We start from the raw sequence: 21,903 nt of genomic DNA, 5'->3' as shown, positions 1-21,903 counted from the left end.
GCCATGAACCGCATGCCCGCCTATGCCGAGCTGCACTGCCTGTCGTGCTTCAGCTTCCAGCGCGGCGCGTCGACCGCGAAGGAGCTGTTCGCGCGCGCGCGGCAGCAGGGCTATCGCGCGCTCGCGATCACCGACGAATGCTCGCTGGCCGGCATCGTGCGTGCGTACCAGGCGGCGAAGGAATCGGACGTGCCGCTGATCGTCGGCAGCGAGTTCCGGCTGGAGGACGGCCCGCGCTGCGTGCTGCTGGTGGAAAGCGCGCCGGGCTACGAGGCGCTGTGCGACCTGGTCACCCGCGCGCGTCGCCGCGCGAAGAAGGGCACGTACCGCGCGCTTGCGGAGGATTTCGACCGCCCGCTCGACGGCCTGCTCGCGCTGTGGCTGCCGGGTGCGCAGCCCGACGAGGCGCAGGCGCGCTGGCTGCAGGCGCGCTTCCCGCAGCGCGCCTGGCTCGCGGTCGAGCTGCATCGTGGGCCCGACGATGCCGCGCGCCTGCAGCAGTTGCTGGTGACCGCGAGCCGGCTCGGCATGCCCGCCGTCGCCGCCGGCGACGTGCACATGCACGTGCGCCGCCGCCGCGCCCTGCAGGACACCATGACCGCGATCCGCCTGCGCACGCCGCTCGCCGACGCCGGCTACGCGCTGTTTCCCAACGGTGAACGGCACCTGCGCACGCGGCAGGCGCTGGCCTCGCTGTACCCGGCGGCGCTGATGGAGGAATCGGTGCGCATCGCCGATCGCTGCCGTTTCAGCCTCGACGCGCTCGACTACCGCTATCCACGCGAGCTCGTGCCCGACGGCGACACGCCGGCGACGCGCCTGCGCGCGCTGGTGGAGGACGGCTTCCGCTGGCGGTTTCCGTGCAGCGCGGCGCAGGCGTCCGCGCCGTCATGCGCAGTGCCGATCACGGATGCTGTCGACGATGCCGCGCCTGCCGGGCGCCCCGCATTGCCGGACGCTTACGTCCCCTTGCCGGGAGTCGCCCGCCTCGATGCGCATCGGGCGGCCAACGACGACGACGCGCTGCGCACCGCGCCGGCGCGGAATCCGCAGATGCGTGCATCGATACCTGCGTCGACGGTCGTGCGCGAGGTGCCACCGGCCTATCGCATCGACGCCTCCGTGGATCGCGGGCCGGTTCGATGCGCGCCGGACGCCCCGCCGCTCCACGGCGAAACCGCGCGCCCGGCCAATCCCTACGACACGCCCGCCAACGCCCGCGCCACGCGCGAGCTGATCGAGAAGGAGCTCGCGATCATCGGCGACCTGAAGTACGAGTCGTACTTCCTCACCGTGCACGACATCGTCCGCTTCGCGCGCTCGCGCGACATTCTCTGCCAGGGGCGCGGTTCGGCGGCGAATTCCGCGGTCTGCTACGTGCTCGGCATCACCGAGTTGCGGCCCGGGCAGATCCAGATGCTGTTCGAGCGCTTCGTCTCGCGCGAGCGCAACGAGCCGCCGGACATCGACGTCGACTTCGAGCACGAGCGGCGCGAGGACGTGCTGCAGTACATCTTCGACCGGTACGGCCGCGACCGCGCCGCGCTCACCGCGGTCGCCATCCAGTATCGCGGCCGCAGCGCGGTGCGCGACGTGGCCAAGGCGCTCGGGCTGCCGTCCGACCAGATCGACGAGCTCGCGCGCACGATGGACCGCTGGAGCGCGTCCGCGCCGATGCCCGAGTACCTGCGCGAGCGCGGCTTCGATCCCGATTCGCCGGTGATGCAGCGCCTGATCGTGCTCACCCAGCAGCTGATGGGCATGCCGCGCCACCTGTCGCAGCATCCCGGCGGCTTCGTGATCTCCGAGCGTCCACTGTCGACGCTGGTGCCGGTGGAGAACGCGGCGATGGATGGCCGCACGATCATCCAGTGGGACAAGGACGACCTCGACGAGATGGGCCTGCTGAAGGTCGACTGCCTCGCGCTCGGCATGCTCACCTGCGTGCGCAAGACCGTGGAGCTGCTGCGGAAGAGCGGGCGTCGCGACATGACGGTGGCCGACATCCCGCCCGAATGCCCGAAGACCTACGCGATGATCCAGCCTGCGGACACGCTCGGCGTGTTCCAGATCGAGTCGCGCGCGCAGATGGCGATGCTGCCGCGACTGAAGCCCAAAACCTTCTACGACCTGGTGATCCAGGTCGCGATCGTGCGGCCCGGCCCGATCCAGGGCGACATGGTGCATCCCTACCTGCGGCGTCGGAATTCGGAAGAGGCGGTGACGTATCCGTCCGAAGCGCTGCGCGCGGTGTTCGAGCGCACGCTCGGCGTGCCGCTGTTCCAGGAGCAGGTGATGCAGCTCGCGATCGTCGCCGCCGGCTACACGCCCGGCGAGGCCGACCAGCTGCGCCGCTCGATGGCCGCGTGGAAGCGCCACGGCGGCATGGAGCACCACCGCCAGCGCATCGTCGAGGGCATGCTGAAGAACGGCTACGCCGCCGACTTCGCCGAGCGCGTGTTCGAGCAGATCAAGGGCTTCGGCAGCTACGGCTTCCCCGAATCGCATGCGGCGAGCTTCGCGCTGATTACCTACATGAGCTGCTGGCTCAAGTGCCACGAGCCCGCCGCGTTCGCCGCCGCGCTGCTCAATTCGCAGCCGATGGGCTTCTACTCGCCGAGCCAGATCGTGCAGGACGCGCGCCGCCACGGCATCGAGATGCGCCCGGTCGACATCCGCTACAGCGACTGGGACTGCTCGCTGGAATTCCGCGGCGATCCGGCCGACCTGTCGACGCAGCCCGCGCTGCGGCTCGGCCTGCGCATGGTCGACGGGTTGTCCGAACCGTGCGCGCGGCGCATCGAGGCCGCGCGCGGGCAGGCGGCCTTCACCGATGCCACCGACCTCTGCCTGCGCGCCTCGCTCGACCGCCGCGAACGCGGCCTGCTCGCCGACGCGGGTGCGCTCAAGAGCCTGCTCGGCCATCGCCACAAGGCGCGCTGGGCCGTCGCCGGCGTGGAGGCGCAGCGTCCGCTGTTCGAGGCGGCGACGCCCGAGGCGCCGGTCGCGCTGCCGCTGCCGAGCGTGGAGGACGACGTACGCACCGACTACGACACGCTCGGCCTCACGCTCGGCCGGCATCCGCTCGCCTTGCTTCGCAGCGCGCTGTCCAAGCGCCGCTGCGTGCGCTCGCGCGACCTCAAGGCATTGCCGAACGGGCGGCGCGTCATGTTCGCGGGGCTGGTCACGCTGCGGCAGCGTCCGCAGACCGCGAGCGGCGTGACGTTCCTGACGCTGGAAGACGAGGACGGGCTGGTGAACGCCGTGGTCTGGCGGCAGGTCGCCGAGCAGTACCGCCGCGTGCTGCTGGAGACGCGGCTGCTGGTGATCCACGGCCACGTCGAATCGCAGGACGGCGTGCAGCACGTCATCGCGAAACGGCTCGAGAACCTCGACGCGCTGCTCGGGCCGCTGGCCACGAGCTCGCGCGATTTCCATTGACGCGTGCCCGGCCCGCGGACACGCCGGCCTCGCCGCCGTGCCATGCAGGCGCGGCCCCGCCGCACCATCACACGTTGACGCGCGCCATGCCTTCGGCCGGATAGCGCGTGCCGGCCACCGGATGGGCATCCAGCACCGCGTCGATGCGCGCGATCTCGTTGGCATCCAGCGTGATGAACGCGGCCTGCGCGTTCTCGTCGAGTCGCTCGATCCTGCGCGTGCCCGGGATCGGCACGATGTCCTCGCCCTGCGCGAGCAGCCAGGCGAGCGCGAGCTGCGCCGGCGTGCAGCCGCGCGCCTGCGCGAGCTCCTTCACCGCGTCGACCAGTGCCTGGTTGCGGGCGGCGTTCTCCTCGCGGAAGCGCGGATGGTTGCGGCGCACGTCGCTCGCGGCCAGTTCCTGCGCGGGCGGCAGCGCGCCGGTGAGGAAGCCGCGGCCGAGCGGGCTGTAGGCGACGAAGCCGATGCCCAGCTCGCGGCAGGCCGGCAGCACTTCGTCCTCGACGTCGCGCGACCACAACGAGTACTCGCTCTGCACCGCGGTGACCGGATGCACCGCATGCGCGCGGCGGATCGTCGCCGCCGAGGCTTCCGACAGGCCGATGTGCCGCACCTTGCCGGCCTCGACCAGGCGCTTCATCGCGCCGACGGTGTCCTCGATCGGGACGGTCGGGTCGACGCGGTGCTGGTAGTAGAGATCGATCGTCTCGACGCCTAGCCGCGACAGGCTCGCGTCGCAGGCCGCCATCACGTATTCGGGCCGGCCGTCGATGCCCAGGTGCGCGCCGTCCGGTGCGCGCACGTTGCCGAACTTCGTCGCCAGCACGATCTCGTCGCGCCGCGTCTTCAGCACCTTCGACAGCAGGCGCTCGTTTTCGCCGACGCCGTACATGTCGGCGGTGTCGAGGAAATCGATGCCGCGGTCGAGCGCGTGGTTCAGCACCGCGAGGTTGGTGGCTTCCTCGCTCGGGCCGTAGAAGTCGGACATGCCCATGCAGCCGAGGCCGAGGGCGGAGACGGTCAGGCCCGGGCCGAGCGTGCGGCGCGGAAAGGTCGGGGTCATGGCGGTCCTCCAGGCGGGACGCCTACGCTAGCCGACGCCGTGTCGGACCGCGTCAGGAGCGCGCGGCGAGCACCGCGTCCGGCGCCCGCGTGCGGCCGGCGTGCCTGAGCTTCCACGAGCATGAACGAACGATGACGACGCGCTGCGCGCAGGCGCCTCCTTTACGCGATCCTCATCCGGCGCTGATCAGCCTTCCGCCATGGGGAACCGCACCGAACTGCACGTGCTCGACGGCTTCACGTCGTCGCACGCTCTGACCTACGGCACGTTGCGCGCCAGTCGCACGCTCGAGCTGGACGGGCAGCTGTTGCAGTTCATCCTGTCGACGGACGCGGAGCTCATCGACCAGCTGCTCGGCAACCAAGCGACGCTCGACCCCGACTCGCCGGAAGGCCAGCGTGCGTTGCGGCTGGTGCGCCTGCATCGCGCGCTCGGCGACGTGTTCGGGGCGGCCGAGCGCGTGCAGCGCTTCCTCAACACCCCGCATGCGGAACTGGGCGCCAGCCCGCGCGATCTCCTGGGCACGCCGGACGGCGTGGAAACCGTGCTGGCGCTCGTCGAACGCGACGTGCGCGATTCGCTGGACCCCGGCTTCCGCGGCGCGCTCGCGACCAGCAGCGCGGCGATGTGATCGCCGGGGCCGTGGACGGCCCCGGATTGCGGCTCAGCCCTTCGCCGGCGCCGCCGGGTCGGCCAGACGCTTGAGTGTGACCGTCGTGCCGAGCACTTCGACCTTGCCACCAGCCGCGGCGAACGCGTCCATGTCGTGCGCGATGCGCTCGCTGGTCAGTTCGCGCGACGATTCCGGACGACGGCCGGGCGAGCCGCCCGAGGGAAAACGCATCGTGGACTTGCTCATGGGGCCTCCTCAGGCGAGTGTCAGGGGAATTTCGCGGGGATAGAAACGGCGGTAGTCCTCGCGCACGGCCTGGCAGTACGGGCCGCCCATCGTGAACCGGCGGCAGATCTGCGGCCGCGTCTCGTAGATCGAGCAGCACATGCGGCTGCTGTCGATCGCGACGCACCAGCCGTCCTCGTCGCGCGCCATCACCGGCAGGCCGTTCTCGGTCACGTCGGTGAAGCGCTCGGGAATGTCGTCGCCGGGCAACAGCACGACGGTGAGCCGGCAGCAGACGGCGTCGCAATGCGCGCAATCGTGGATTTCTTCCGGTGCGACCGGAACGGCGACCGCGTTCATGCGGCCACCGCCAGGCGCCGGAACTGCAGCGCATGCGGCGCGCCGGCCGCGCGTGCCGCGGGTGCGGCGCGCTCGAAACCGTGCAGCGCGAGCGCCGTGGTCAGTCGCGCGGCATGGCCGCGCCCCGGGTCGGTGACGACCACCTCGGCGGTGTCGCCCGCATAGGTCGCGATGGCATCGGCGAGCATGGCCACCTGGGCCTGTTCGTAGATGACGTCGCTCGCGATCACCACGTCGAACAGGCCGAGCGCCGGCACGCGGCTGGCCCAGTCGACGCGGCGGAAATGCAGCATCGGCAGGCCGTTGAGCGCGGCGTTGTAGGCGAGGAAGGATTCGGCGAGCGGATGCATGTCGGATGCGACGACATCGGCGCCGCGTCGCTTGAGCACCAGGCTCGCGAGCCCGATGCCGCAGCCGAGCTCGAGGATCCGCTTGCCCTCGATGTCGAAGTCGTGCATCACCTCGGCCAGCCGCAGGCCGGCGGGCCATAGCTGGCCGAAGAGCGGCCATTGCGCGGACGACACGCCTGCGCGCTCGGCATGGCCATCGGGATCGGCGAACTGCTGGCGATCGCTCAGCACCTGCAGGCGATAGGCATCGCCACAGACATCCAGATCGAGCTGACGGGTAGAGAAACCGGGCATGCCGCTGCTCCCGAAGGGGCGTCCGCGAATGCGGTAACGCGTGGAGGGAGCGACACGGGCGGCCGGAGCCGGGCGCAACGCACGAGGTGCGGCAAGGTGCCCATCCTACGCGCATCGGACTGCCGGTGCCGGCGAGGCACCGGCAGGGCGGCGATTCGTTCAGTTACAGATGCGGCGCGACGGCATCGCGCCGCCGTTCCACCTGCGCTCGGAAGCGGCCGTTATTCGACCGTCACCGACTTGGCGAGGTTGCGCGGCTTGTCGACGTCCGTGCCGCGCGCGAGCGCCGCGTGGTACGCCAGCAGCTGCACCGGGATCGCATGCACGATCGGCGAGAGCACGCCGACATGGCGCGGCGTGCGGATCACATGCACCTGCTCGGACTCGCCGAACTGGCTGTCGGCATCGGCGAACACGAACATCTCGCCGCCGCGCGCACGCACTTCCTGGATGTTCGACTTCACCTTCTCGAGCAGCGCGTCGTTCGGCGCGATGACGACGACCGGCATCGCCTCGTCCACCAGCGCCAGCGGCCCGTGCTTGAGCTCGCCGGCCGGATAGGCCTCGGCGTGGATGTACGAGATCTCCTTGAGCTTGAGCGCGCCTTCCAGCGCGATCGGGTAGTGCACGCCGCGGCCGAGGAACAGCGCGTGCTGCTTCGGCGCGAAGCGTTCGCTCCAGGCGACGATCTGCGGCTCGAGGTTCAGCGCGTGCTGCACGCTGCCGGGCAGCTGGCGCAGCGCGTCGAGGTACGACGCCTCGGTCGCGTCATCCAGCACGCCACGCAGCTTGGCGATCGTGCAGGTCAGCGTGAACAGCGCGACCAGCTGCGTGGTGAACGCCTTCGTCGATGCCACGCCGATCTCGGCGCCGGCACGCGTGTAGTAGACGAGGCGGCTGGCGCGCGGGATCGCGCTCTCCGGCACGTTGCAGATGGACAGCGTCTTCGCGTGGCCGAGGCTCTTGGCGTACTTGAGCGCCTCCATCGTGTCGAGCGTCTCGCCCGACTGCGAAATGGTCACGACGAGGTTCTTCGGGTTCGCCACCGCGTCCCGGTAACGGTACTCGCTGGCGATCTCGACCGAGCAGGGGATCTTCGCGATCGACTCGATCCAGTAACGCGCCGTCAGGCCCGCGTAGTAACTGGTGCCGCAGGCGAGGATCTGCACGCCTTCGACGTCGCGCAGCACGTCGGCCGCGCCCTCGCCGAACAGCGAGGCGCTGAACGCGCCGTTGTCCATCACCGCCTCGATGGTGTCGCCCACCGCGCGCGGCTGCTCGTGGATCTCCTTCTGCATGAAGTGCCGGTACGGGCCGAGCTCGAGCGAGGCCAGCGACACGTCGGAGATGTGCACGTCGCGCTGCACGGCCTCGCCGTTGCCGTCGTAGACGGCCACGGACGCGCGCGTGACGTCGGCGGTATCGCCTTCCTCGAGGAAGATCACGCGGCGCGTGGCCTGCACGATCGCGCTGACGTCGCTGGCGACGAAGTTCTCGCCGTCGCCCAGGCCGACCAGCAGGGGGCAGCCCATGCGCGCGGCGATCATGCGGCCCGGCTCCTTGCGGCTGACCACCGCCAGCGCGTAGGCGCCGTGCAGTTCGCGCACGGCCTGCTGCACGGCCGAGAGCAGGTCCGCGCCCTGCGCGAGGAACGAGTGGATCAGGTGGGCGATGACCTCGGTATCGGTCTGCGACTCGAACTCGTAGCCCATCGCGCGCAGCTTCTCGCGCTGCTGCTCGTGGTTCTCGATGATGCCGTTGTGCACCAGCGCGACGCCGTGGCTGACGTGCGGATGCGCATTGGTCTCGGTGACGCCGCCGTGCGTGGCCCAGCGCGTGTGGCCGATGCCGAGCGTGGCATTGAAGCCCTCCTGCGCGGCGGCGGCCTCCATCTCGGCCACGCGCCCGGTGCGGCGCACGCGGCGGACGTCGTCGCCGTCGACCACGGCGATGCCGGCGGAGTCGTAGCCGCGGTATTCGAGCCGCTTCAGGCCGTCGATCAGGACTGGAACCACATCGCGATCCGCGATCGCGCCGACGATGCCGCACATGGGGGACTGCTCCTCGAACGAGGCGCACAGTGTAGCGGTCCGGGGGGGCGGACAGCGGACGCCGGACGCTGTCCGCGGACGCCGTCGGCCGCGGTTCAGCCCTTTGGAATCAATCACCTGCGATTGGCACGATGCGTGCTTACGGCTGCTGCAACAGACCGTCACCGCAGACCCCCATGGCCATCCGCGACACCTCCGCCCAGGACGTCCAGGTTTCCACCGCCGAGCCCGGCCGCGGCCGGCGCCGACTGCTGATCGTCGGCGGCGCCGCCGCGGTGGCACTGGTGCTCGCCTTCGGCGTGGCCGCCCGCTTCACCGGCTCGCGCTCGGTCGACGCCCAGCGCCTGCGCATCGCCGAGGTCACGCGCGGCACGCTGGTACGCGACGCCTCGGTCAACGGCCGCGTCGTCGCCGCCGTCAGCCCGACGCTGTACGCGCCGGTCGCATCGACCGTCGTGTTCGAGAAGCACGCCGGCGACCGGGTGAAGAAGGGCGACGTGCTGGCGCGCCTCGTGTCGCCGGAGCTGGAAAGCGAACTCGCGCGCGAGCGTTCCACGCTGCAGCAGCTCGAATCGCAGACCGGCACCGCGCGGATCGCCGCCTCGCGCTCGCGGCTCGACGCGCGCAAGGAAGCCGACGAGGCGCAGATCGCGCTGCAGTCGGCCGAGCGCGACCTGCAGCGCATCGAGCGCGGCTTCAGGGGCGGCGCGCTGGCCGAGATCGACTACCTGCGCGCGCAGGACGCGCTCAAGACCGCGCAGATCCGGTGGCGCAACGCGGTCAAGGCCGCGCAGCTCACCGGCACCAGCGCCGGCTTCAGCGTGCAGACCAGCGCCGAGGACGCGCAGCGGCAGCGCCTGGTCGTGGCGGAGATGGAGCGCCGCGTCGACGAGCTGAACGTGCGCGCGCCGATCGACGGCGTGATCGGCACCACGCTGGTCGCCGACCGCGCGGTGGTCCCCGCCAACGCCGCGCTGCTCACGGTGGTGGACCTGTCGAAGCTCGAGGTCGAGCTCGAGGTGCCCGAAACGTACGCCGAGGACCTCGGCCTGGGCATGACCGCGCAGGTGCAGGTGGGCGCGGCCACGGCCAACGCGACGATCTCGTCGATCTCGCCGGAAGTGGTGAACCGCCAGGTGCTCGCGCGCGTGCGCTTCGCCGAGGGCCGGCAGCCGCCGGGCCTGCGCCAGAACCAGCGCGTCACCGCGCGCGTGCTGATCGAGGAACGCCCCAACGTGCTGATGGTGGAGCGGGGTTCGTTCGTCGACCAGGGCGGCGGCCGCTACGCCTATTTCGTCGACGGCAGCAGCGCGGTGAAGCGCCCCGTGCGTGTCGGCGCGACCAGCATTTCGTCCGTCGAGCTCCTCGACGGCGCCAAGCCGGGCGACCGCATCGTCGTCGCCGGCAGCGACCTTTTCGGCGACGCCGAGAAAGTCACCCTCTCCCAGTAGTTCCTTTCCACATATCCCGCCGCCAAGGACACCGACATGCTCCGCATGACCCGACTCAGCAAGGTCTACCGCACCCACATGATCGAGACCCACGCGTTGCGCGGCCTCGACATCCACGTCCGAGAGGGCGAGTTCGTGGCCGTCACCGGGCCGTCCGGCTCGGGCAAGACCACGTTCCTCAACATCGCGGGCCTGCTGGAGGACTTCACCGGCGGCGAGTACCTGCTCGACGGCGTGGACACGCGCGGGCTCAACGACAACCAGCGCTCGAAGCTGCGCAACGAGAAGATCGGCTTCATCTTCCAGGGCTTCAACCTGATCCCCGACCTCAACCTGTTCGACAACGTCGACGTGCCGCTGCGCTACCGCGGCCTCGGCGCGGCCGACCGCAAGCGCCGCATCGAGGAGGCGCTGTCGCAGGTCGGGCTGTCCTCGCGCATGAAGCATTTCCCGGCGGAACTCTCCGGCGGCCAGCAGCAGCGCGTCGCGATCGCCCGCGCGCTCGCCGGCAGCCCGCGCCTGCTGCTCGCCGACGAGCCCACCGGCAACCTCGATTCGCAGATGGCGCGCGGGGTGATGGAGCTGCTGGAGGAGATCAACGCGCAGGGCACGACCATCGTGATGGTCACCCACGACCCGGAGCTCGCCGCGCGCGCGCAGCGCAACATCCACATCATGGACGGCGTGGTCACCGACATCAGCGCCGCGACCGCGCTGAACGCGGTCACCCACCCGGTCGCGTCCACGTCCGCCTGAGGCCGCCGCCATGCTCGCCTACTACCTCAAGCTCGGCGTCCGCAACCTGCGGCGCAATCCCGTGCTCACCGCGCTGATGGTGCTGACGCTCGCCGTCGGTGTCGCGGCGAGCATGTCCTCGCTCACGCTGCTGCATGCCATGAGCGGTGACCCGATTCCGCAGAAGTCCGACCGCCTGTTCGTGCCGCTGCTCGACAACGCACCGCTGCAGCAGCCGAACCCCAGCAAGGATCCGCCGGACCAGCTCACGTACCGCGACGCGATGGCGCTGCGGGCATCGGGCAAGGCACCGCATTCGACGACGCTTCTGGGTATCGCCGGCGCGGTCACGTCGGGCAAGCCCGGCGACCGGCCCGCACCGATCCAGGGCGTGGCCGTCAACAACGACTTCTTCTCGATGTTCGACGTGCCGTTCGTGCAGGGTGGCGCGTGGTCGGCCAGCGACGACGCGCGCGGCGGGAACGTCGCCGTCGTTTCGAAGAAGCTGGCCGACCGGCTGTTCGGTACCGCCAACGCCGTCGGTCGCAGCGTGCGCCTGGACAACCGCGAGTTCCGCATCGCCGGCGTGATCGACCGCTGGGAGCCGCTGCCCAAGTTCTACCGCCTCGTCGGCGGCAACAGCTTCGAGTTCGAGGACATCTTCCTGCCGTTCAACACCGCGATCGCGCAGGAGATGGACCCGCAGGGCAGCATCAACTGCAACGTGAACGGCGAGATCGAGCCCGGCTACAAGGGGCTGATGAACTCCGAGTGCGTCTGGTTCCAGTTCTGGGTCGAGCTCGCGAAGCCCGGCGACCGTGCGGCGTTCGCGCAGTACCTCGACGACTACGTGAACGAGCAGAAGAAGCTCGGCCGCTTCGAGCGCCCGCTCAACAATCGACTCTACGACGTGATGGGCTGGCTGGAGTACCAGGAAGTGGTGGGCGACGACAGCCGCCTGCAGACGTGGCTCGCGTTCGGCTTCCTGCTCGTGTGTCTGGTCAACGTGATCGGACTTCTGCTCGCCAAGTTCACCGCGCGCAGCGGCGAGATCGGCGTGCGCCGCGCGCTGGGTGCGCCGCGGGCGGAGATCTTCAAGCAGTACCTCACCGAATCCGGCGTCATCGGCGCGGTCGGCGGTGCGCTCGGTCTCGCGCTCACCTTCGGCGTGCTCGCGCTGATGGCCAGCCAGAACGAGCGCGTCAAGGCGATCGCGCACGTGGACGCGACCATGTTCGCCACCGCGATCGTGCTGTCGCTGCTCGCCAGCCTCCTCGCCGGCCTGCTGCCGACCTGGCGCGCCTGCCAGGTGCGTCCGGCCGTCCAGCTCAAGTCGCAGTAAGTGGAGAACGCCATGGAAATCCGTCCCATCCTGTCCGCGCTGCTGCGCAGCAAGACCGGCGCCGTGCTGATCGCCGCGCAGATCGCACTCACGCTCGCCATCATCGCCAACGCGCTCTACATCGTGGACGACCGCATCGACCGCGCGAACCGCCCCAGCGGCGTCGACGAGGCGAACACGTTCTTCATGACGCTCGGCCCGATCGGCGACATCCCCGACAAGGAGGCGATGCAGAAGCGCGACGTCGACGTGCTGCGCGCGATCCCGGGCGTGCTCGACGCCGCGTGGATCAACCAGTTCCCGATGACGCAGAACGGCTGGAACCTCGGCCTCACCACGACGCCGCAGGATCCCAATTCCGGTATCGGGGGCGCGACGTACTTCACCCCGGATTCGCTGACGAAGTCGCTCGGCGTCAGGATCGTCGAAGGGCGCGACTTCACCGCCGACGACGTGCGCACGGTGGATCCGGAAAAGGGCCAGCTCCGCGCGGACAGCGTGATCCTGACGCAGCAGATGGCCAAGAAGCTGTGGCCGGACGCGACGACCTACGTCGGCCGCGAGGTCAGCCTGGGCGCTGGGACCGATGCCGCGCCGATGCGCGTGGTGGGCGTGATCGATCGCCTGATCTCGCCGTTCGCGCAGAGCAATGACGATGCCTGGAACAGCTTCGTGCTGCCCGTGCGGCACATGGTGGGGGTCGGCACCTACGTGGTGCGGACGCAGCCGGGGCAGCGCGCGCGGGTGATGCGGGCCGCCGAGGATGCGCTCACCAAGCTGCGCAACGACCGCGTGCTGGTCGCCAACCGGAGCGCCGACGAGATCCGCGCCCGCCGCTACCAGGGCGAGAAGTCCATCGCCGGCATGCTGATCGCGGTCACCGTCGGCCTGCTGCTCGTCACCGGCAGCGGCATCGTCGGCCTCGCCAGCCTGTGGGTGACGCAGCGTCGCAAGCAGATCGGCGTGCGCCGCGCGCTGGGCGCCACCCGCTTCGACATCCTGCGCTACTTCCTCGTCGAGAACGCGATGATCACCACCATCGGCGTGGTGATCGGCATCGCGCTCGCCCTCGCGCTCAACCAGGTGCTGGTGAGCACGCTGGAGCTGCCGCGCCTGCCGTTGGCCTACCTCGGCTACGGCATGCTCACGCTCTGGGGCTTGGGCATACTGGCGGTATACGGGCCGGCCTCGCGCGCCTCGTCGGTGCCGCCGGCGATCGCCACGCGCAGCGCCTGATGTCCGCGGGGAACACCATGTCCAGTCGTCACCGCCGCGCCGCCCATGGCGCGGCATTCCGCGAAGCGATGCGCTGATGGCACGCGTGCTCGTCATCGACGACAACCCGGCCGTCGCCACCGCGCTCGACGTGCTGTTCTCCCTGCACGACATCGAGACCGTGGCGGCGACGTCGCCGGCGCAGGGGCTCGCGATCCTCGACCGCGAACCCGTCGACCTCGTCGTGCAGGACATGAACTTCCATGCCGACACGACCTCGGGCGAGGAGGGCCGCGCGCTGTTCGCCGAGATCCGCGCGCGGCATCCGGACCTGCCGGTGATCCTGCTCACCGCATGGACGCACCTGGAGGCCGCGGTCGACCTCGTCCGCGCCGGCGCCGCCGACTACCTCGGCAAGCCCTGGGACGATCGCAAGCTGCTGGCGTCGGTGAACAACCTGCTGGAGCTGTCGCAGGCGCGGCAGGAGATCGGTCGCCGCCTGCAGTCGGAGAGGCGCCGTCGCGAGGCATTGGCCCGCGAGTTCGACCTCCGCGACGTGGTGTTCGCGGACGCGGCCACCGAGGCGGCGCTGTCGCTGGCCTGCCAGGTCGCGCGCTCGGACCTGCCGGTGCTGATCACCGGACCGAACGGTGCGGGCAAGGAGAAGTTCGCCGAGATCGTGCACGCCAATTCGCCGGTGAAGGACGGGCCGTTCGTGGCGCTCAACTGCGGCGCGCTGCCGGGCGAGCTGATCGAGGCGGAACTGTTCGGCGCCGAGGCCGGCGCCTACACCGGTGCCACGCGCGCGCGAAGGCAAGTTCGAGGCGGCCGACGGCGGCACGCTGTTCCTCGACGAGATCGGCACGCTGTCGCCCGCGGGGCAGGTGAAGCTGCTGCGCGTGCTGGAGACCGGCCGTTTCGAGCGGCTCGGCGGCAACCGCGAACGCACGGTCAAGGTGCGGGTGGTCAGTGCGACCAATGCCGACCTGCACGCGATGATCGCCGCCGGCCAGTTCCGTCAGGACCTGTTCTACCGGCTCAACGCCGTCGAGGTGCGCGTGCCGGCGCTCGCCGAGCGGCCCGACGACATCCTGCCGCTCGCGCGGCATTTCCTGCCGCGCGGCAAGCGCCTGGGCACCGACGCCGAACGCGCGCTGCTCGCGCATGCGTGGCCGGGCAACGTGCGCGAGCTGCGCAACGTCGTGCAGCGCGCGTCGCTGCTCTCGCGCGGTGACGTGATCGGCGCGGGCGACCTCGGTCTGCCGCTGCCGGCCGCCGCGCCGTCGACCGACGAGCCGGACCGCAGCGCGATCGAATCGGCGCTGTCGCGGCACGCGGGCGTGGTCGCGCAGGCGGCGGCGGATCTCGGCCTGAGCCGGCAGGCGCTGTACCGGCGCATGGACCGGCTCGGGATCGCGCGCCCATGACGTGCCGGCGGCGCGCATAGACATGGCTGCGGGCTGGCGTCGCCGGGTGCCGCTGACCGCGCAGTTCATCGCGGTGGCGGCCGCGCACGCGCTGCTCGCGGCGGCGATCGCACTGGCCCTGCATGGGCTGGGCGGTCTGCGTGCGGTGCCGGCGGGGGTCGCCGGCGTGCTGCTCGACCTGCCGTTGCTCGCGTACCACGTGCGTCGCCTGCTCGCGCCGATGCATTCGCTGTTCCGCGCGCTCGCGGGCACGGTCGCGAGCTACCGCGACGGCGACTTCAGCTTCGGCCTGACTTGGGACGGCGGCGGGGAGCTGGGCGAGCTGGTCGACAGCCACAACGCGCTCGGCGACGTGCTGCGCGAACAGCGCACCGCACTCGTGCAGCGCGAGCTGCTGCTCGACACGATGGTGCAGAACACGCCGGTGGCGATGGTGCTGGTCGGGCCATCCGGCCATGTCGTGCATGCCAACCTCGCGGCCCGCCGCATGCTGGGCGAGGGCCGGCGCCTCGAAGGCCGCGCCTTCGCCGAACTGCTCGATGCCGCGCCCGAGGCGATGCGCGACGCGTTCGGCCGCGGCGGCGATGCGATGTTCACGGTCGGCGAGGGCGACGACGAGGACATCTACCACCTCTCGCGCCGCCAGTTCCGGCTCAACGGGCGCCGCCACGAACTGGTGCTGCTGCGCCAGCTCACCGCCGAGCTGCGCCGCCAGGAAGTGCAGACCTGGAAGAAGGTGATCCGCGTCATCTCGCACGAGCTGAACAATTCGCTCGCGCCGATCGCCTCGCTCGCGCATTCGGGCGCGGAGCTTCTGCGCCGCGGCCAGTACGACCGGCTGCCCGTCGCGCTGGCGACCATCGAGGAGCGCGCACGCCACCTGGAAGGCTTCATCCGCGACTACGCGCGGTTCGCGAAGCTGCCGGCGCCGCGCATCGAAGCCGTGGAGTGGTCGCGCTTCCTGGCGCAGCTGCATTCGCAGGTGGCGTTCAAGGGCGAGGTCGACGTCGAGGGCGTGGCGCGCGTGGACATCGCGCAGATGGAACAGGCGCTGCTCAACCTGCTCAAGAACGCGCACGAATCGGGCTCGACGCACGAGGACGTGGAGCTGGTGCTGCGCCGCCTGCCCGACGCCTGGCGCATCGACGTGCTGGACCGCGGGCAGGGCATGAACGAGGCCGTGCTCGCCAACGCGCTGCTGCCGTTCTACTCGACCAAGCGCAACGGCACGGGGCTCGGCCTGGCGCTGGTGCGCGAGATCGCCGAAGCGCACGGCGGGCGCATCTCGCTCGCCAATCGCGAAGGCGGCGGGCTCTGCGTGTCGATCACGTTGCCGGCCTGATGCGCCGACGGAACATGGCGGCGATACGCGGCGCCGACCGCGCTCACCCGCGCCGCGCCTTCGCCACCGGCAACTGCCAGCCGCGACGCATGGCGAGAAAGCGCAGGGCGAAGCACGCGACCGCGCCGGCGACGGCCACCGGCTGGGGCGGCAGATGCAGCAGATCGCCCGCGACCACCAGCGACGCGCCGAGCAGCGCCGCGACGGCGTACAGCTCGCGCTGCAGGATCCCGGGGACCTGCGTCACCAGCACGTCGCGCACCACGCCGCCGCCGACGCCGGTGAGCACGCCCAGCAGCACCGCGCCCACGGGCCCGACGCCATGGTCCAGCGCCTTGCGCGCGCCGATCACCGCGAACAGCCCGAGGCCCACCGCGTCCGACAGCTGCAGCGGATTGCGCAGGCGCTCGACAACGTCGTGGCGGAAGAACGTGACAAGCCCCGCCAGCGTGCAGACGCCGAGGTAGCGTGCGTCCACCAGTGCCACCGGCGGCGTGGCCCCGAGCAGCGCGTCGCGCGCGATGCCGCCGGCGGTGCCCGCGGCGAAGGCGAGCACCAGCACGCCGAACAGGTCGAGCCCGCGGCGCACGCCCGCGGTCGCGCCACTCACCGCGAACGCGAACGTGCCGACGAAGTCGATCGCGGCGACGAACGTGGACGGCGTCATCCGTCAGACGTTGCTGTCTTCGGCCGGCAGTGCGCTGCCCAGCGGCGCGGCGCCCGGCAGGCCGTCGGACGACGGCGGGCAGGGCACGCCGACGCCGTAGCTCGTCATCGACAGCGAGCCGAACGTGTAGCCGTCGATCAGCGCCGTCGGGTTCACGCCCGTCGCCGCGGCGAACCCGGCGATGTAGAGCAGCGGCAGGAAGTGTTCCGGCGTGGGCGCGGCCTGTCGGAAGTCGGGATGGCGCACCAGTTCCGCGGCGTCGCCCGGGCGTGTGGTCATGACCTCGCGCGCGTGCTCGTCGAAGCGGCGCGCCCAGTCGAAGCCGGCGTCGGGCCGATCGCGCGTCATCGCGCGCAGGTTGTGCACGACGTTGCCGCTGCCCATCAGCATCACGCCGCGGTGGCGCAGCGCCGCGAGGCGCGCGCCGAGCTCGACGTGGTATTCGGCCGGCTTGAGCGCGTTGATCGAGAGCTGCACGACCGGCACGTCCGCGTCGGGATACGCATGCACCAGCACCGACCACGTGCCATGGTCGAGGCCCCAGCTGTCGTGGTCGGCGCCGATCGTGTCGGGCCGCGCGGCCTCGGCCACTTCCTCCGCGAGTTCCGGCAGGCCCGGCGCGGGATAGCGCACGTCGAACAGCGCCTGCGGGAAGCCGTAGAAGTCGTGGATCGTGCGCGGCTTCGCCATCGCGGTGACGGCGGTCGCGTTGACGTACCAGTGAGCGGACACCATGAGGATCGCGCGCGGCTTCGGCAGCGACGCACCGACCGCGCGCCAGCAGTCGGTATAGCGGTTGCGCTCGAGCGTGTTCATCGGGCTGCCATGGCCGAGGAAGGCGGCTGCGGCTTCGCGGGTCGATGACATGGCGGACTCCTGCGACGATGCGTGCGCCGACTCTACCGCTGCGGCGGCGCGCGGCTTCACACGCCGGCTCAACGGTGCAGCAGCACCCACAGGACGCCGAGGTTCCACGCGAGCGCGAGCACGACCTGCACGATGAAGGTCATGCCGACGAGCACGTAGTCGTGCCGCAGCCGCTCGGCCTGCCAATGCATGGTGCAGGCGGCGACGATGCAGGCGGCCGCGGCCAGCGTGCCCCAGTACTGCGGATGCACCGAACGCTGCAGCCCGCCGCCGCCGAACGTCTCCAGCAGCGCCACGAACACGAGGTTCACCAGCGCGGCCTTGCCCGCGTCGACGAGGAACGGATGGCCGACGTGCGGCGCGTGGTGCTGCGCGCCCGGCAGCGGCAGCGGGTGGTGGTGGCCGGACAGGACGGCGTTCATAGCGCGACCTCCTCCTCGTGGTCGGGCACGCGCGCGTTCCAGCCGAGCTCGTGGCGGATGCGCGCACGCAAGGTATCCGCCGCGGCGGGTTCACCGTGCGTGACGTAGAGCGTCTGCGGCGGCGTCGGCAGCGCCTTCAGCCAGCCGAGGATCTCGTCCGCATCGGCATGCGCGGAGAACCCTTCCAGCTGCACGACCTCCGCCTCGATCAGCACGTCGCGGCCGAACATGCGCAGGCTGCGCCGGCCGTCGCGCAGCGCGGCGCCGCGCGTGCCACCGGCCTGGTAGCCCGACAGCACGATCGCGTTGCGACGGTCCGGCCCGAAGGCCTCGACGTGGTGCAGCACGCGGCCGCCGGTGAGCATGCCGCTGGCGGAAATGATGATCATCGGGCCGCGGCGCCGGTTGAGCGCCTTGGAGTCCTCGGCGCTCGACACCACCGTGACCGCATCGAAGGCGTCGTGGCATTCGGCCTTCGACAGGCGGTGCTCGCCGACATGCGCCTCGTAGAGCGCCGTCGCGCTCGCCGCCATCGGGCTGTTGAGGTAGACCGGCAGCGCCGGGATTTCGCCGCGCTGGCGCAGCCGCGCCAGATGCAGAAGCAGCTCCTGCGCGCGTCCCACTGCGAACGCCGGCACCACGATGACGCCGCCGCGACCGGCCACGCGCCGCACGACTTCGCCGAGCTCGGCCTGCGGATCCAGCTTGGGGTGCGTACGGTCGCCGTAGGTCGACTCGCAGACCAGCATGTCGCAGGGCGTGGGCGGTGCGGGCGGCCACATCAGCGCGTCCACCGGTCGGCCGAGGTCGCCGGTGACGTGCACGCGGCGACCGTCGATCTCGATGTCCAGCTGCGCGGCGCCGAGGATGTGGCCGGCGCGACGGAAGCGCACCGTGCTGCCGCCGGGCAACGCGGTCGCCTCGTCGTTGTCGACCGGATGCAGGTGGCGCAGCGCGGCGCGTGCCTCGTCCTCCGTGTACAGCGGTTCGGGGCGTGTGTGGCGGGAATAGCCCTTCATTGCCGCGAAGCGCGCCTCTTCCTCCAGCAGCCGTCCGCTGTCGGGCAGCAGCAGGCCGCAGAGGTCGCGCGTGGCGCGCGTGCAGAAGACCTTGCCGCGGAAGCCCTCGCGCAGCAGCCGCGGCAGGTAGCCCGAATGGTCGAGGTGCGCATGCGTCAGCACGACGGCGGCGATGGTGTCGGCCGGCACCGGGAACGCCTTCCAGTTGCGCTCGCGCAGCACCTTGAAGCCCTGGAACAGCCCGCAGTCGACGAGGATGCGCGTGCCATGGCTCTCGATCAGGTAGCGCGAGCCGGTGACGGTGCCGGTGGCACCCAGAAAGCGCAGGGTCGGGGCGGTGGCAGGCGGCATGGGCGGGCTCCGTTCGATGACCCGACGCTACGCCGCGCACCGTCGCGTCGTTTGATCCAGGTCAAGCTCCCGCGCGGATTCCGGCGCAGCATGCGCGTCGTATCCCGGATCGCTGTCGATGATGAGCTGGCACCTGCCGTTGCGTTGCATCCTCCTCCTGCTGCTGGCGCTGGCGGTGTCGAGCGCATCGGCCGTGGTGCCGGCGACGTGGAAGCCGCGCCCGGGCGAGTACGTCTGGCAGCCCGCGATCGCACCCGCCGGGCCGTTGCTCATCGTGGTCAGCCTGCCGCTGCAGCAGCTGCACGTGTACCGCAACGGCGTGCGCATCGGCGCGTCGAGCATCAGCAGCGGCAAGCCCGGCCACGAAACGCCGGTGGGCCTGTTCACCATCCTGCAGAAGGAGGTGGAGCACTACTCCAACCTCTACGACAGCGCGCCCATGCCCTTCATGCAGCGGCTGACATGGGACGGCGTGGCGCTGCATGCCGGCGTGGTGCCGGGACGGCCCGCCTCGCACGGCTGCATCCGCCTGCCGGAGGCGTTCGCGAAGGCCCTGTTCAATGCCACGCGCACCGGCGACACGGTGATCGTCACCGACCGGCAGGCGCAGCCCGGCATCGCCGCGGCGGGCGAGGTGCTGCGCGGCCTGCCGTCGAGCGATGCCCCCGCGGCGAGCGGCGACTTCTGGACGCCCGAGCTGTCGCCGGGCGGTCCGGTCAGTGTCGTGCTGAGCCTGTCGGATGCGCGACTCGTGGTGACGCGCAACGGTGTGCGCATCGGCCAGGCGGCGCTGCGCGTCGAGCCGGGCCTCGTGCTCGGCACCCACGCCTACGTGCTGCTCGACGGCGCGGCCGAAGGCGTCAACCCGGTGTTGCCGGATCGTCCGGCGCGGCGATGGATGTCGATCGACCTCACCCCGGGCACGCAGGACGAAGGTCAGGTGAAGCAGGCGATCGCCACGGGCCGCATCGGCGTGCCCGCCGAGATCGCGCGTCGCGTCGAGGACCTGCTGCAACCCGGCGCGACGGTGGTGATCACCGACCAGCCGCTGGGCGATCGCGCGCAGTTCCAGCGCATCGACGTGGAGGCCGGTGGCCGCTGAACCGCCTTACGACGCGGCGTCGCGCTCGATGCGTTCCAGCAGCCGCTGCACCAGCTGCAGCTGGTCGTTCTGCTTCTCGATCAGCACCTGCAACTGCTCGGTGCGCAGTGCATCGAGCTTGTCGTGCAGCGCCATGATTTCCATCTCGGCCTTGAGGTTCACCGCGTAATCGTGCGCGGCGTCGAGCCGGTCCTTCGCGGCCTGCCGGTTCTGGCTCATCATGATCACCGGGGCCTGCACCGCGGCGAGCATCGACAGCAGCAGGGTGAGGAAGATGAAGGGGTACGGGTCGAACGGATGGCGCAGCCACGCCACGTTGAGCAACGCCCACGCCAGCAGCGTGCCGGCGAACAGCAGGATGAAGGTCCACGAGCCGCCGAAGCGCGCGACGCGGTCTGCGAGGCGCTCGCCGAACGTGAGGCTCTCGTTGAATTGCGCGTTGGTGTCGGCGCTGAGCAGGCGTCGGTGGGCGGCATGTTCCACCGCTTCGCGCTCCGCGGATTTCAGCTCTTCGTAGCGGCGACCGAACCAGCGGTGCGCCGCGGAGTCGTGGGTGTGGTTCGCCATGGCAGCGTCCCGGTCCGGAAGGCAGCGACAGCGTACAAGAGCGTCGCGACGCCCCGCGTGCGCACCGCTCGTCGGCAGGGCGTGGCGGCTTGATTCCGGTCAAATGCCGGGGTCGACATGCTGGGCAACGTAGCCGCCATCGACCGACGTGGAGACGACCATGACCGACGTGCTCGTGCGGGCGCAGACCCTGGGCCACTGGGACGCCGCGGTCGAGGCCGCCGCGCGCATCGCCGCCACCTTTCGCGGCGCGCTGACCGCCGTGCACGTGGTGCCGATCGGCATGCCGCCGGTCACCACCTACGACCCCGGCATGCTCGCCGCCGCGGCGGCCATGGAGGCCGAGCGGCAGGTGCGCGAGGCCGAGGGCCATGCCGAGGCGTTCAGCGCATGGGCCGCATCGATGGGTGCGCGCAATCCCGTCTGGCTCGCGTCGGCCGGCGACGCCGCGCAGGCGCTCGAATACGTCGCCGGCTGCCACGACCTCGTGGTCGCGCGGCTCGATGCGTCCGACGACGATCCGTGGACGCACGTCGGCGGTGTCGGCCGCATCACGATCGCCACGCGCCTGCCCACGCTGGTGCTGCCGGCCGGCGGCGACGCGGGCCGCGTCTTCGGGACGCTGGTCGTGGCCTGGAATGGCCGGCCCGGCGCGGCGCGCGCGCTGCACGGCGCGCTGCCATTCGTCACGCGCGCGCATCGCGTGGTGGTGCTGACCGGCGAGCGCCAACGCCCGTTGTCGATGCGGCGCTCGTTCTGCCTGGAGGACTGGCTCGAGCGCCATCGTCCCGACGCCGAGGTGCGCGCGCTCGGCGACATCGGCGACGGTGGCGAGCCCACCGGTGCGGCGCTGCTCGCGGCGGCACGGCGCGAGGACGCCGACCTGCTCGTGATGGGCGCGTACGGCCACGCGCGCTTTTCCGAATGGGTGCTCGGCGGCGTCACGCGGCACGTGCTCGCGCATGCCGACCTGCCGCTGCTGATGCGGCACTGATGCGG

Annotated in this window: 19 protein-coding genes and 1 pseudogene; 10 read left to right on the top strand and 10 right to left on the bottom strand. The window is 71.1% G+C overall.

The genetic code is table 11. The annotated features are described in order from the left end of the window. Window positions 1-12: 12 nt before the first annotated feature. A complete protein-coding gene (locus tag E4F61_RS01725) occupies window positions 13-3,441 on the top strand; it encodes an error-prone DNA polymerase (RefSeq protein ID WP_274380521.1) in 3,429 nt (1,142 codons plus the stop codon). A gap of 67 nt (window positions 3,442-3,508) precedes the next feature. Here E4F61_RS01725 and E4F61_RS01720 read toward each other — a convergent pair whose 3' ends face one another. Next, a complete protein-coding gene (locus E4F61_RS01720; protein ID WP_133477702.1) occupies window positions 3,509-4,504 on the bottom strand; it encodes an aldo/keto reductase in 996 nt (331 codons plus the stop codon). 199 nt (window positions 4,505-4,703) lie between these two features. Between E4F61_RS01720 and E4F61_RS01715 the strand changes: the two genes are divergently transcribed. After that, window positions 4,704-5,135 carry an antitoxin Xre/MbcA/ParS toxin-binding domain-containing protein gene (locus E4F61_RS01715; protein ID WP_133477700.1) on the top strand — a complete coding sequence of 144 codons (432 nt, stop codon included), beginning with the start codon at window positions 4,704-4,706 and terminating at the stop codon, window positions 5,133-5,135. A 33-nt stretch (window positions 5,136-5,168) separates the two neighbouring features. On the opposite strand, the gene E4F61_RS01710 is transcribed toward E4F61_RS01715, so the two are convergent. The 4 genes from E4F61_RS01710 to glmS form a co-directional block, all read right to left on the bottom strand. Further along, complete coding sequence (locus E4F61_RS01710) at window positions 5,169-5,363, bottom strand: hypothetical protein (protein ID WP_133477698.1); 195 nt, start codon at window positions 5,361-5,363, stop codon at window positions 5,169-5,171. Window positions 5,364-5,372: 9 nt separating this feature from the next. Further along, the gene (locus tag E4F61_RS01705) at window positions 5,373-5,702 is read right to left on the bottom strand and encodes a YkgJ family cysteine cluster protein (RefSeq protein ID WP_133477696.1); all 330 of its coding nucleotides are present in this window, start codon (window positions 5,700-5,702) and stop codon (window positions 5,373-5,375) included. Next, on the bottom strand, window positions 5,699-6,346 hold the full coding sequence (locus E4F61_RS01700) for a class I SAM-dependent methyltransferase (protein WP_133477695.1): 648 nt from the start codon (window positions 6,344-6,346) through the stop codon (window positions 5,699-5,701). The genes E4F61_RS01705 and E4F61_RS01700 overlap by 4 nt, the downstream gene beginning before the upstream one ends. Window positions 6,347-6,567: 221 nt before the next feature. Next, window positions 6,568-8,397 carry a glutamine--fructose-6-phosphate transaminase (isomerizing) gene (glmS, locus tag E4F61_RS01695; RefSeq protein ID WP_133477692.1) on the bottom strand — a complete coding sequence of 610 codons (1,830 nt, stop codon included), beginning with the start codon at window positions 8,395-8,397 and terminating at the stop codon, window positions 6,568-6,570. A 176-nt stretch (window positions 8,398-8,573) separates the two neighbouring features. Between glmS and E4F61_RS01690 the strand changes: the two genes are divergently transcribed. From E4F61_RS01690 to E4F61_RS01665, 6 genes and pseudogenes are all read left to right on the top strand, one after another. Then, entirely contained in the window at window positions 8,574-9,848 is a 1,275-nt protein-coding gene (locus tag E4F61_RS01690) for an efflux RND transporter periplasmic adaptor subunit (RefSeq protein ID WP_133477690.1), read from the top strand. 36 nt (window positions 9,849-9,884) lie between these two features. Beyond that, entirely contained in the window at window positions 9,885-10,604 is a 720-nt protein-coding gene (locus E4F61_RS01685; RefSeq protein WP_133477688.1) for an ABC transporter ATP-binding protein, read from the top strand. Window positions 10,605-10,614: 10 nt separating this feature from the next. After that, complete coding sequence (locus tag E4F61_RS01680) at window positions 10,615-11,925, top strand: ABC transporter permease (protein WP_133477686.1); 1,311 nt, start codon at window positions 10,615-10,617, stop codon at window positions 11,923-11,925. Between the two features lie 12 nt (window positions 11,926-11,937). Continuing rightward, window positions 11,938-13,161, top strand: coding sequence for an ABC transporter permease (locus E4F61_RS01675; RefSeq protein ID WP_133477684.1), 1,224 nt, complete (start codon window positions 11,938-11,940; stop codon window positions 13,159-13,161). 76 nt (window positions 13,162-13,237) lie between these two features. Beyond that, window positions 13,238-14,567, top strand: a pseudogene (locus tag E4F61_RS15060) (sigma-54-dependent transcriptional regulator). A 22-nt stretch (window positions 14,568-14,589) separates the two neighbouring features. Further along, window positions 14,590-15,909, top strand: a complete 1,320-nt coding sequence (locus E4F61_RS01665; RefSeq protein WP_133477682.1) for a sensor histidine kinase — start codon at window positions 14,590-14,592, stop codon at window positions 15,907-15,909. Between the two features lie 43 nt (window positions 15,910-15,952). On the opposite strand, the gene E4F61_RS01660 is transcribed toward E4F61_RS01665, so the two are convergent. From E4F61_RS01660 to E4F61_RS01645, 4 genes are all read right to left on the bottom strand, one after another. Next, on the bottom strand, window positions 15,953-16,576 hold the full coding sequence (locus E4F61_RS01660; RefSeq protein WP_133477680.1) for a trimeric intracellular cation channel family protein: 624 nt from the start codon (window positions 16,574-16,576) through the stop codon (window positions 15,953-15,955). 3 nt (window positions 16,577-16,579) lie between these two features. Beyond that, complete coding sequence (ygiD, locus tag E4F61_RS01655; protein WP_133477678.1) at window positions 16,580-17,443, bottom strand: 4,5-DOPA-extradiol-dioxygenase; 864 nt, start codon at window positions 17,441-17,443, stop codon at window positions 16,580-16,582. A 68-nt stretch (window positions 17,444-17,511) separates the two neighbouring features. Next, window positions 17,512-17,865, bottom strand: coding sequence for a hypothetical protein (locus E4F61_RS01650; protein ID WP_133477676.1), 354 nt, complete (start codon window positions 17,863-17,865; stop codon window positions 17,512-17,514). Next, window positions 17,862-19,235: an MBL fold metallo-hydrolase RNA specificity domain-containing protein gene (locus tag E4F61_RS01645; RefSeq protein ID WP_133477674.1), complete on the bottom strand. Its 1,374-nt coding sequence runs from the start codon at window positions 19,233-19,235 to the stop codon at window positions 17,862-17,864. The genes E4F61_RS01650 and E4F61_RS01645 overlap by 4 nt, the downstream gene beginning before the upstream one ends. A gap of 121 nt (window positions 19,236-19,356) precedes the next feature. Between E4F61_RS01645 and E4F61_RS01640 the strand changes: the two genes are divergently transcribed. Next, window positions 19,357-20,337 carry a L,D-transpeptidase gene (locus E4F61_RS01640; protein WP_162301360.1) on the top strand — a complete coding sequence of 327 codons (981 nt, stop codon included), beginning with the start codon at window positions 19,357-19,359 and terminating at the stop codon, window positions 20,335-20,337. Between the two features lie 6 nt (window positions 20,338-20,343). On the opposite strand, the gene E4F61_RS01635 is transcribed toward E4F61_RS01640, so the two are convergent. Beyond that, window positions 20,344-20,904: a DUF1003 domain-containing protein gene (locus E4F61_RS01635; RefSeq protein ID WP_133477670.1), complete on the bottom strand. Its 561-nt coding sequence runs from the start codon at window positions 20,902-20,904 to the stop codon at window positions 20,344-20,346. Between the two features lie 160 nt (window positions 20,905-21,064). Between E4F61_RS01635 and E4F61_RS01630 the strand changes: the two genes are divergently transcribed. Then, on the top strand, window positions 21,065-21,898 hold the full coding sequence (locus E4F61_RS01630; RefSeq protein WP_133477668.1) for a universal stress protein: 834 nt from the start codon (window positions 21,065-21,067) through the stop codon (window positions 21,896-21,898). Window positions 21,899-21,903 lie beyond the last annotated feature (5 nt).

Source organism: Cognatilysobacter segetis (assembly GCF_004359965.1).
GTDB classification, from domain to species: domain Bacteria; phylum Pseudomonadota; class Gammaproteobacteria; order Xanthomonadales; family Xanthomonadaceae; genus Cognatilysobacter; species Cognatilysobacter segetis.
Note: the sequence above shows the minus strand (reverse complement) of the source record. Positions and strands in the feature narration are given on the sequence as shown.

What these genes read in the sequence shown, in the direction of transcription:
- E4F61_RS01665 (WP_133477682.1), top strand. Translation starts at nt 14,590, where the DNA reads ATGGCTGCGGGCTGGCGTCGCCGGGTGCCGCTGACCGCGCAGTTCATC.
- E4F61_RS01715 (WP_133477700.1), top strand. Translation starts at nt 4,704, where the DNA reads ATGGGGAACCGCACCGAACTGCACGTGCTCGACGGCTTCACGTCGTCG.
- E4F61_RS01650 (WP_133477676.1), bottom strand. Translation starts at nt 17,865, where the DNA reads ATGAACGCCGTCCTGTCCGGCCACCACCACCCGCTGCCGCTGCCGGGC.
- E4F61_RS01635 (WP_133477670.1), bottom strand. Translation starts at nt 20,904, where the DNA reads ATGGCGAACCACACCCACGACTCCGCGGCGCACCGCTGGTTCGGTCGC.
- E4F61_RS01685 (WP_133477688.1), top strand. Translation starts at nt 9,885, where the DNA reads ATGCTCCGCATGACCCGACTCAGCAAGGTCTACCGCACCCACATGATC.
- E4F61_RS01680 (WP_133477686.1), top strand. Translation starts at nt 10,615, where the DNA reads ATGCTCGCCTACTACCTCAAGCTCGGCGTCCGCAACCTGCGGCGCAAT.
- E4F61_RS01645 (WP_133477674.1), bottom strand. Translation starts at nt 19,235, where the DNA reads ATGCCGCCTGCCACCGCCCCGACCCTGCGCTTTCTGGGTGCCACCGGC.
- E4F61_RS01700 (WP_133477695.1), bottom strand. Translation starts at nt 6,346, where the DNA reads ATGCCCGGTTTCTCTACCCGTCAGCTCGATCTGGATGTCTGTGGCGAT.
- E4F61_RS01725 (WP_274380521.1), top strand. Translation starts at nt 13, where the DNA reads ATGCCCGCCTATGCCGAGCTGCACTGCCTGTCGTGCTTCAGCTTCCAG.
- E4F61_RS01630 (WP_133477668.1), top strand. Translation starts at nt 21,065, where the DNA reads ATGACCGACGTGCTCGTGCGGGCGCAGACCCTGGGCCACTGGGACGCC.
- E4F61_RS01640 (WP_162301360.1), top strand. Translation starts at nt 19,357, where the DNA reads ATGAGCTGGCACCTGCCGTTGCGTTGCATCCTCCTCCTGCTGCTGGCG.
- ygiD (WP_133477678.1), bottom strand. Translation starts at nt 17,443, where the DNA reads ATGTCATCGACCCGCGAAGCCGCAGCCGCCTTCCTCGGCCATGGCAGC.
- E4F61_RS01710 (WP_133477698.1), bottom strand. Translation starts at nt 5,363, where the DNA reads ATGAGCAAGTCCACGATGCGTTTTCCCTCGGGCGGCTCGCCCGGCCGT.
- E4F61_RS01720 (WP_133477702.1), bottom strand. Translation starts at nt 4,504, where the DNA reads ATGACCCCGACCTTTCCGCGCCGCACGCTCGGCCCGGGCCTGACCGTC.
- E4F61_RS01660 (WP_133477680.1), bottom strand. Translation starts at nt 16,576, where the DNA reads ATGACGCCGTCCACGTTCGTCGCCGCGATCGACTTCGTCGGCACGTTC.
- glmS (WP_133477692.1), bottom strand. Translation starts at nt 8,397, where the DNA reads ATGTGCGGCATCGTCGGCGCGATCGCGGATCGCGATGTGGTTCCAGTC.
- E4F61_RS01675 (WP_133477684.1), top strand. Translation starts at nt 11,938, where the DNA reads ATGGAAATCCGTCCCATCCTGTCCGCGCTGCTGCGCAGCAAGACCGGC.
- E4F61_RS01690 (WP_133477690.1), top strand. Translation starts at nt 8,574, where the DNA reads ATGGCCATCCGCGACACCTCCGCCCAGGACGTCCAGGTTTCCACCGCC.
- E4F61_RS01705 (WP_133477696.1), bottom strand. Translation starts at nt 5,702, where the DNA reads ATGAACGCGGTCGCCGTTCCGGTCGCACCGGAAGAAATCCACGATTGC.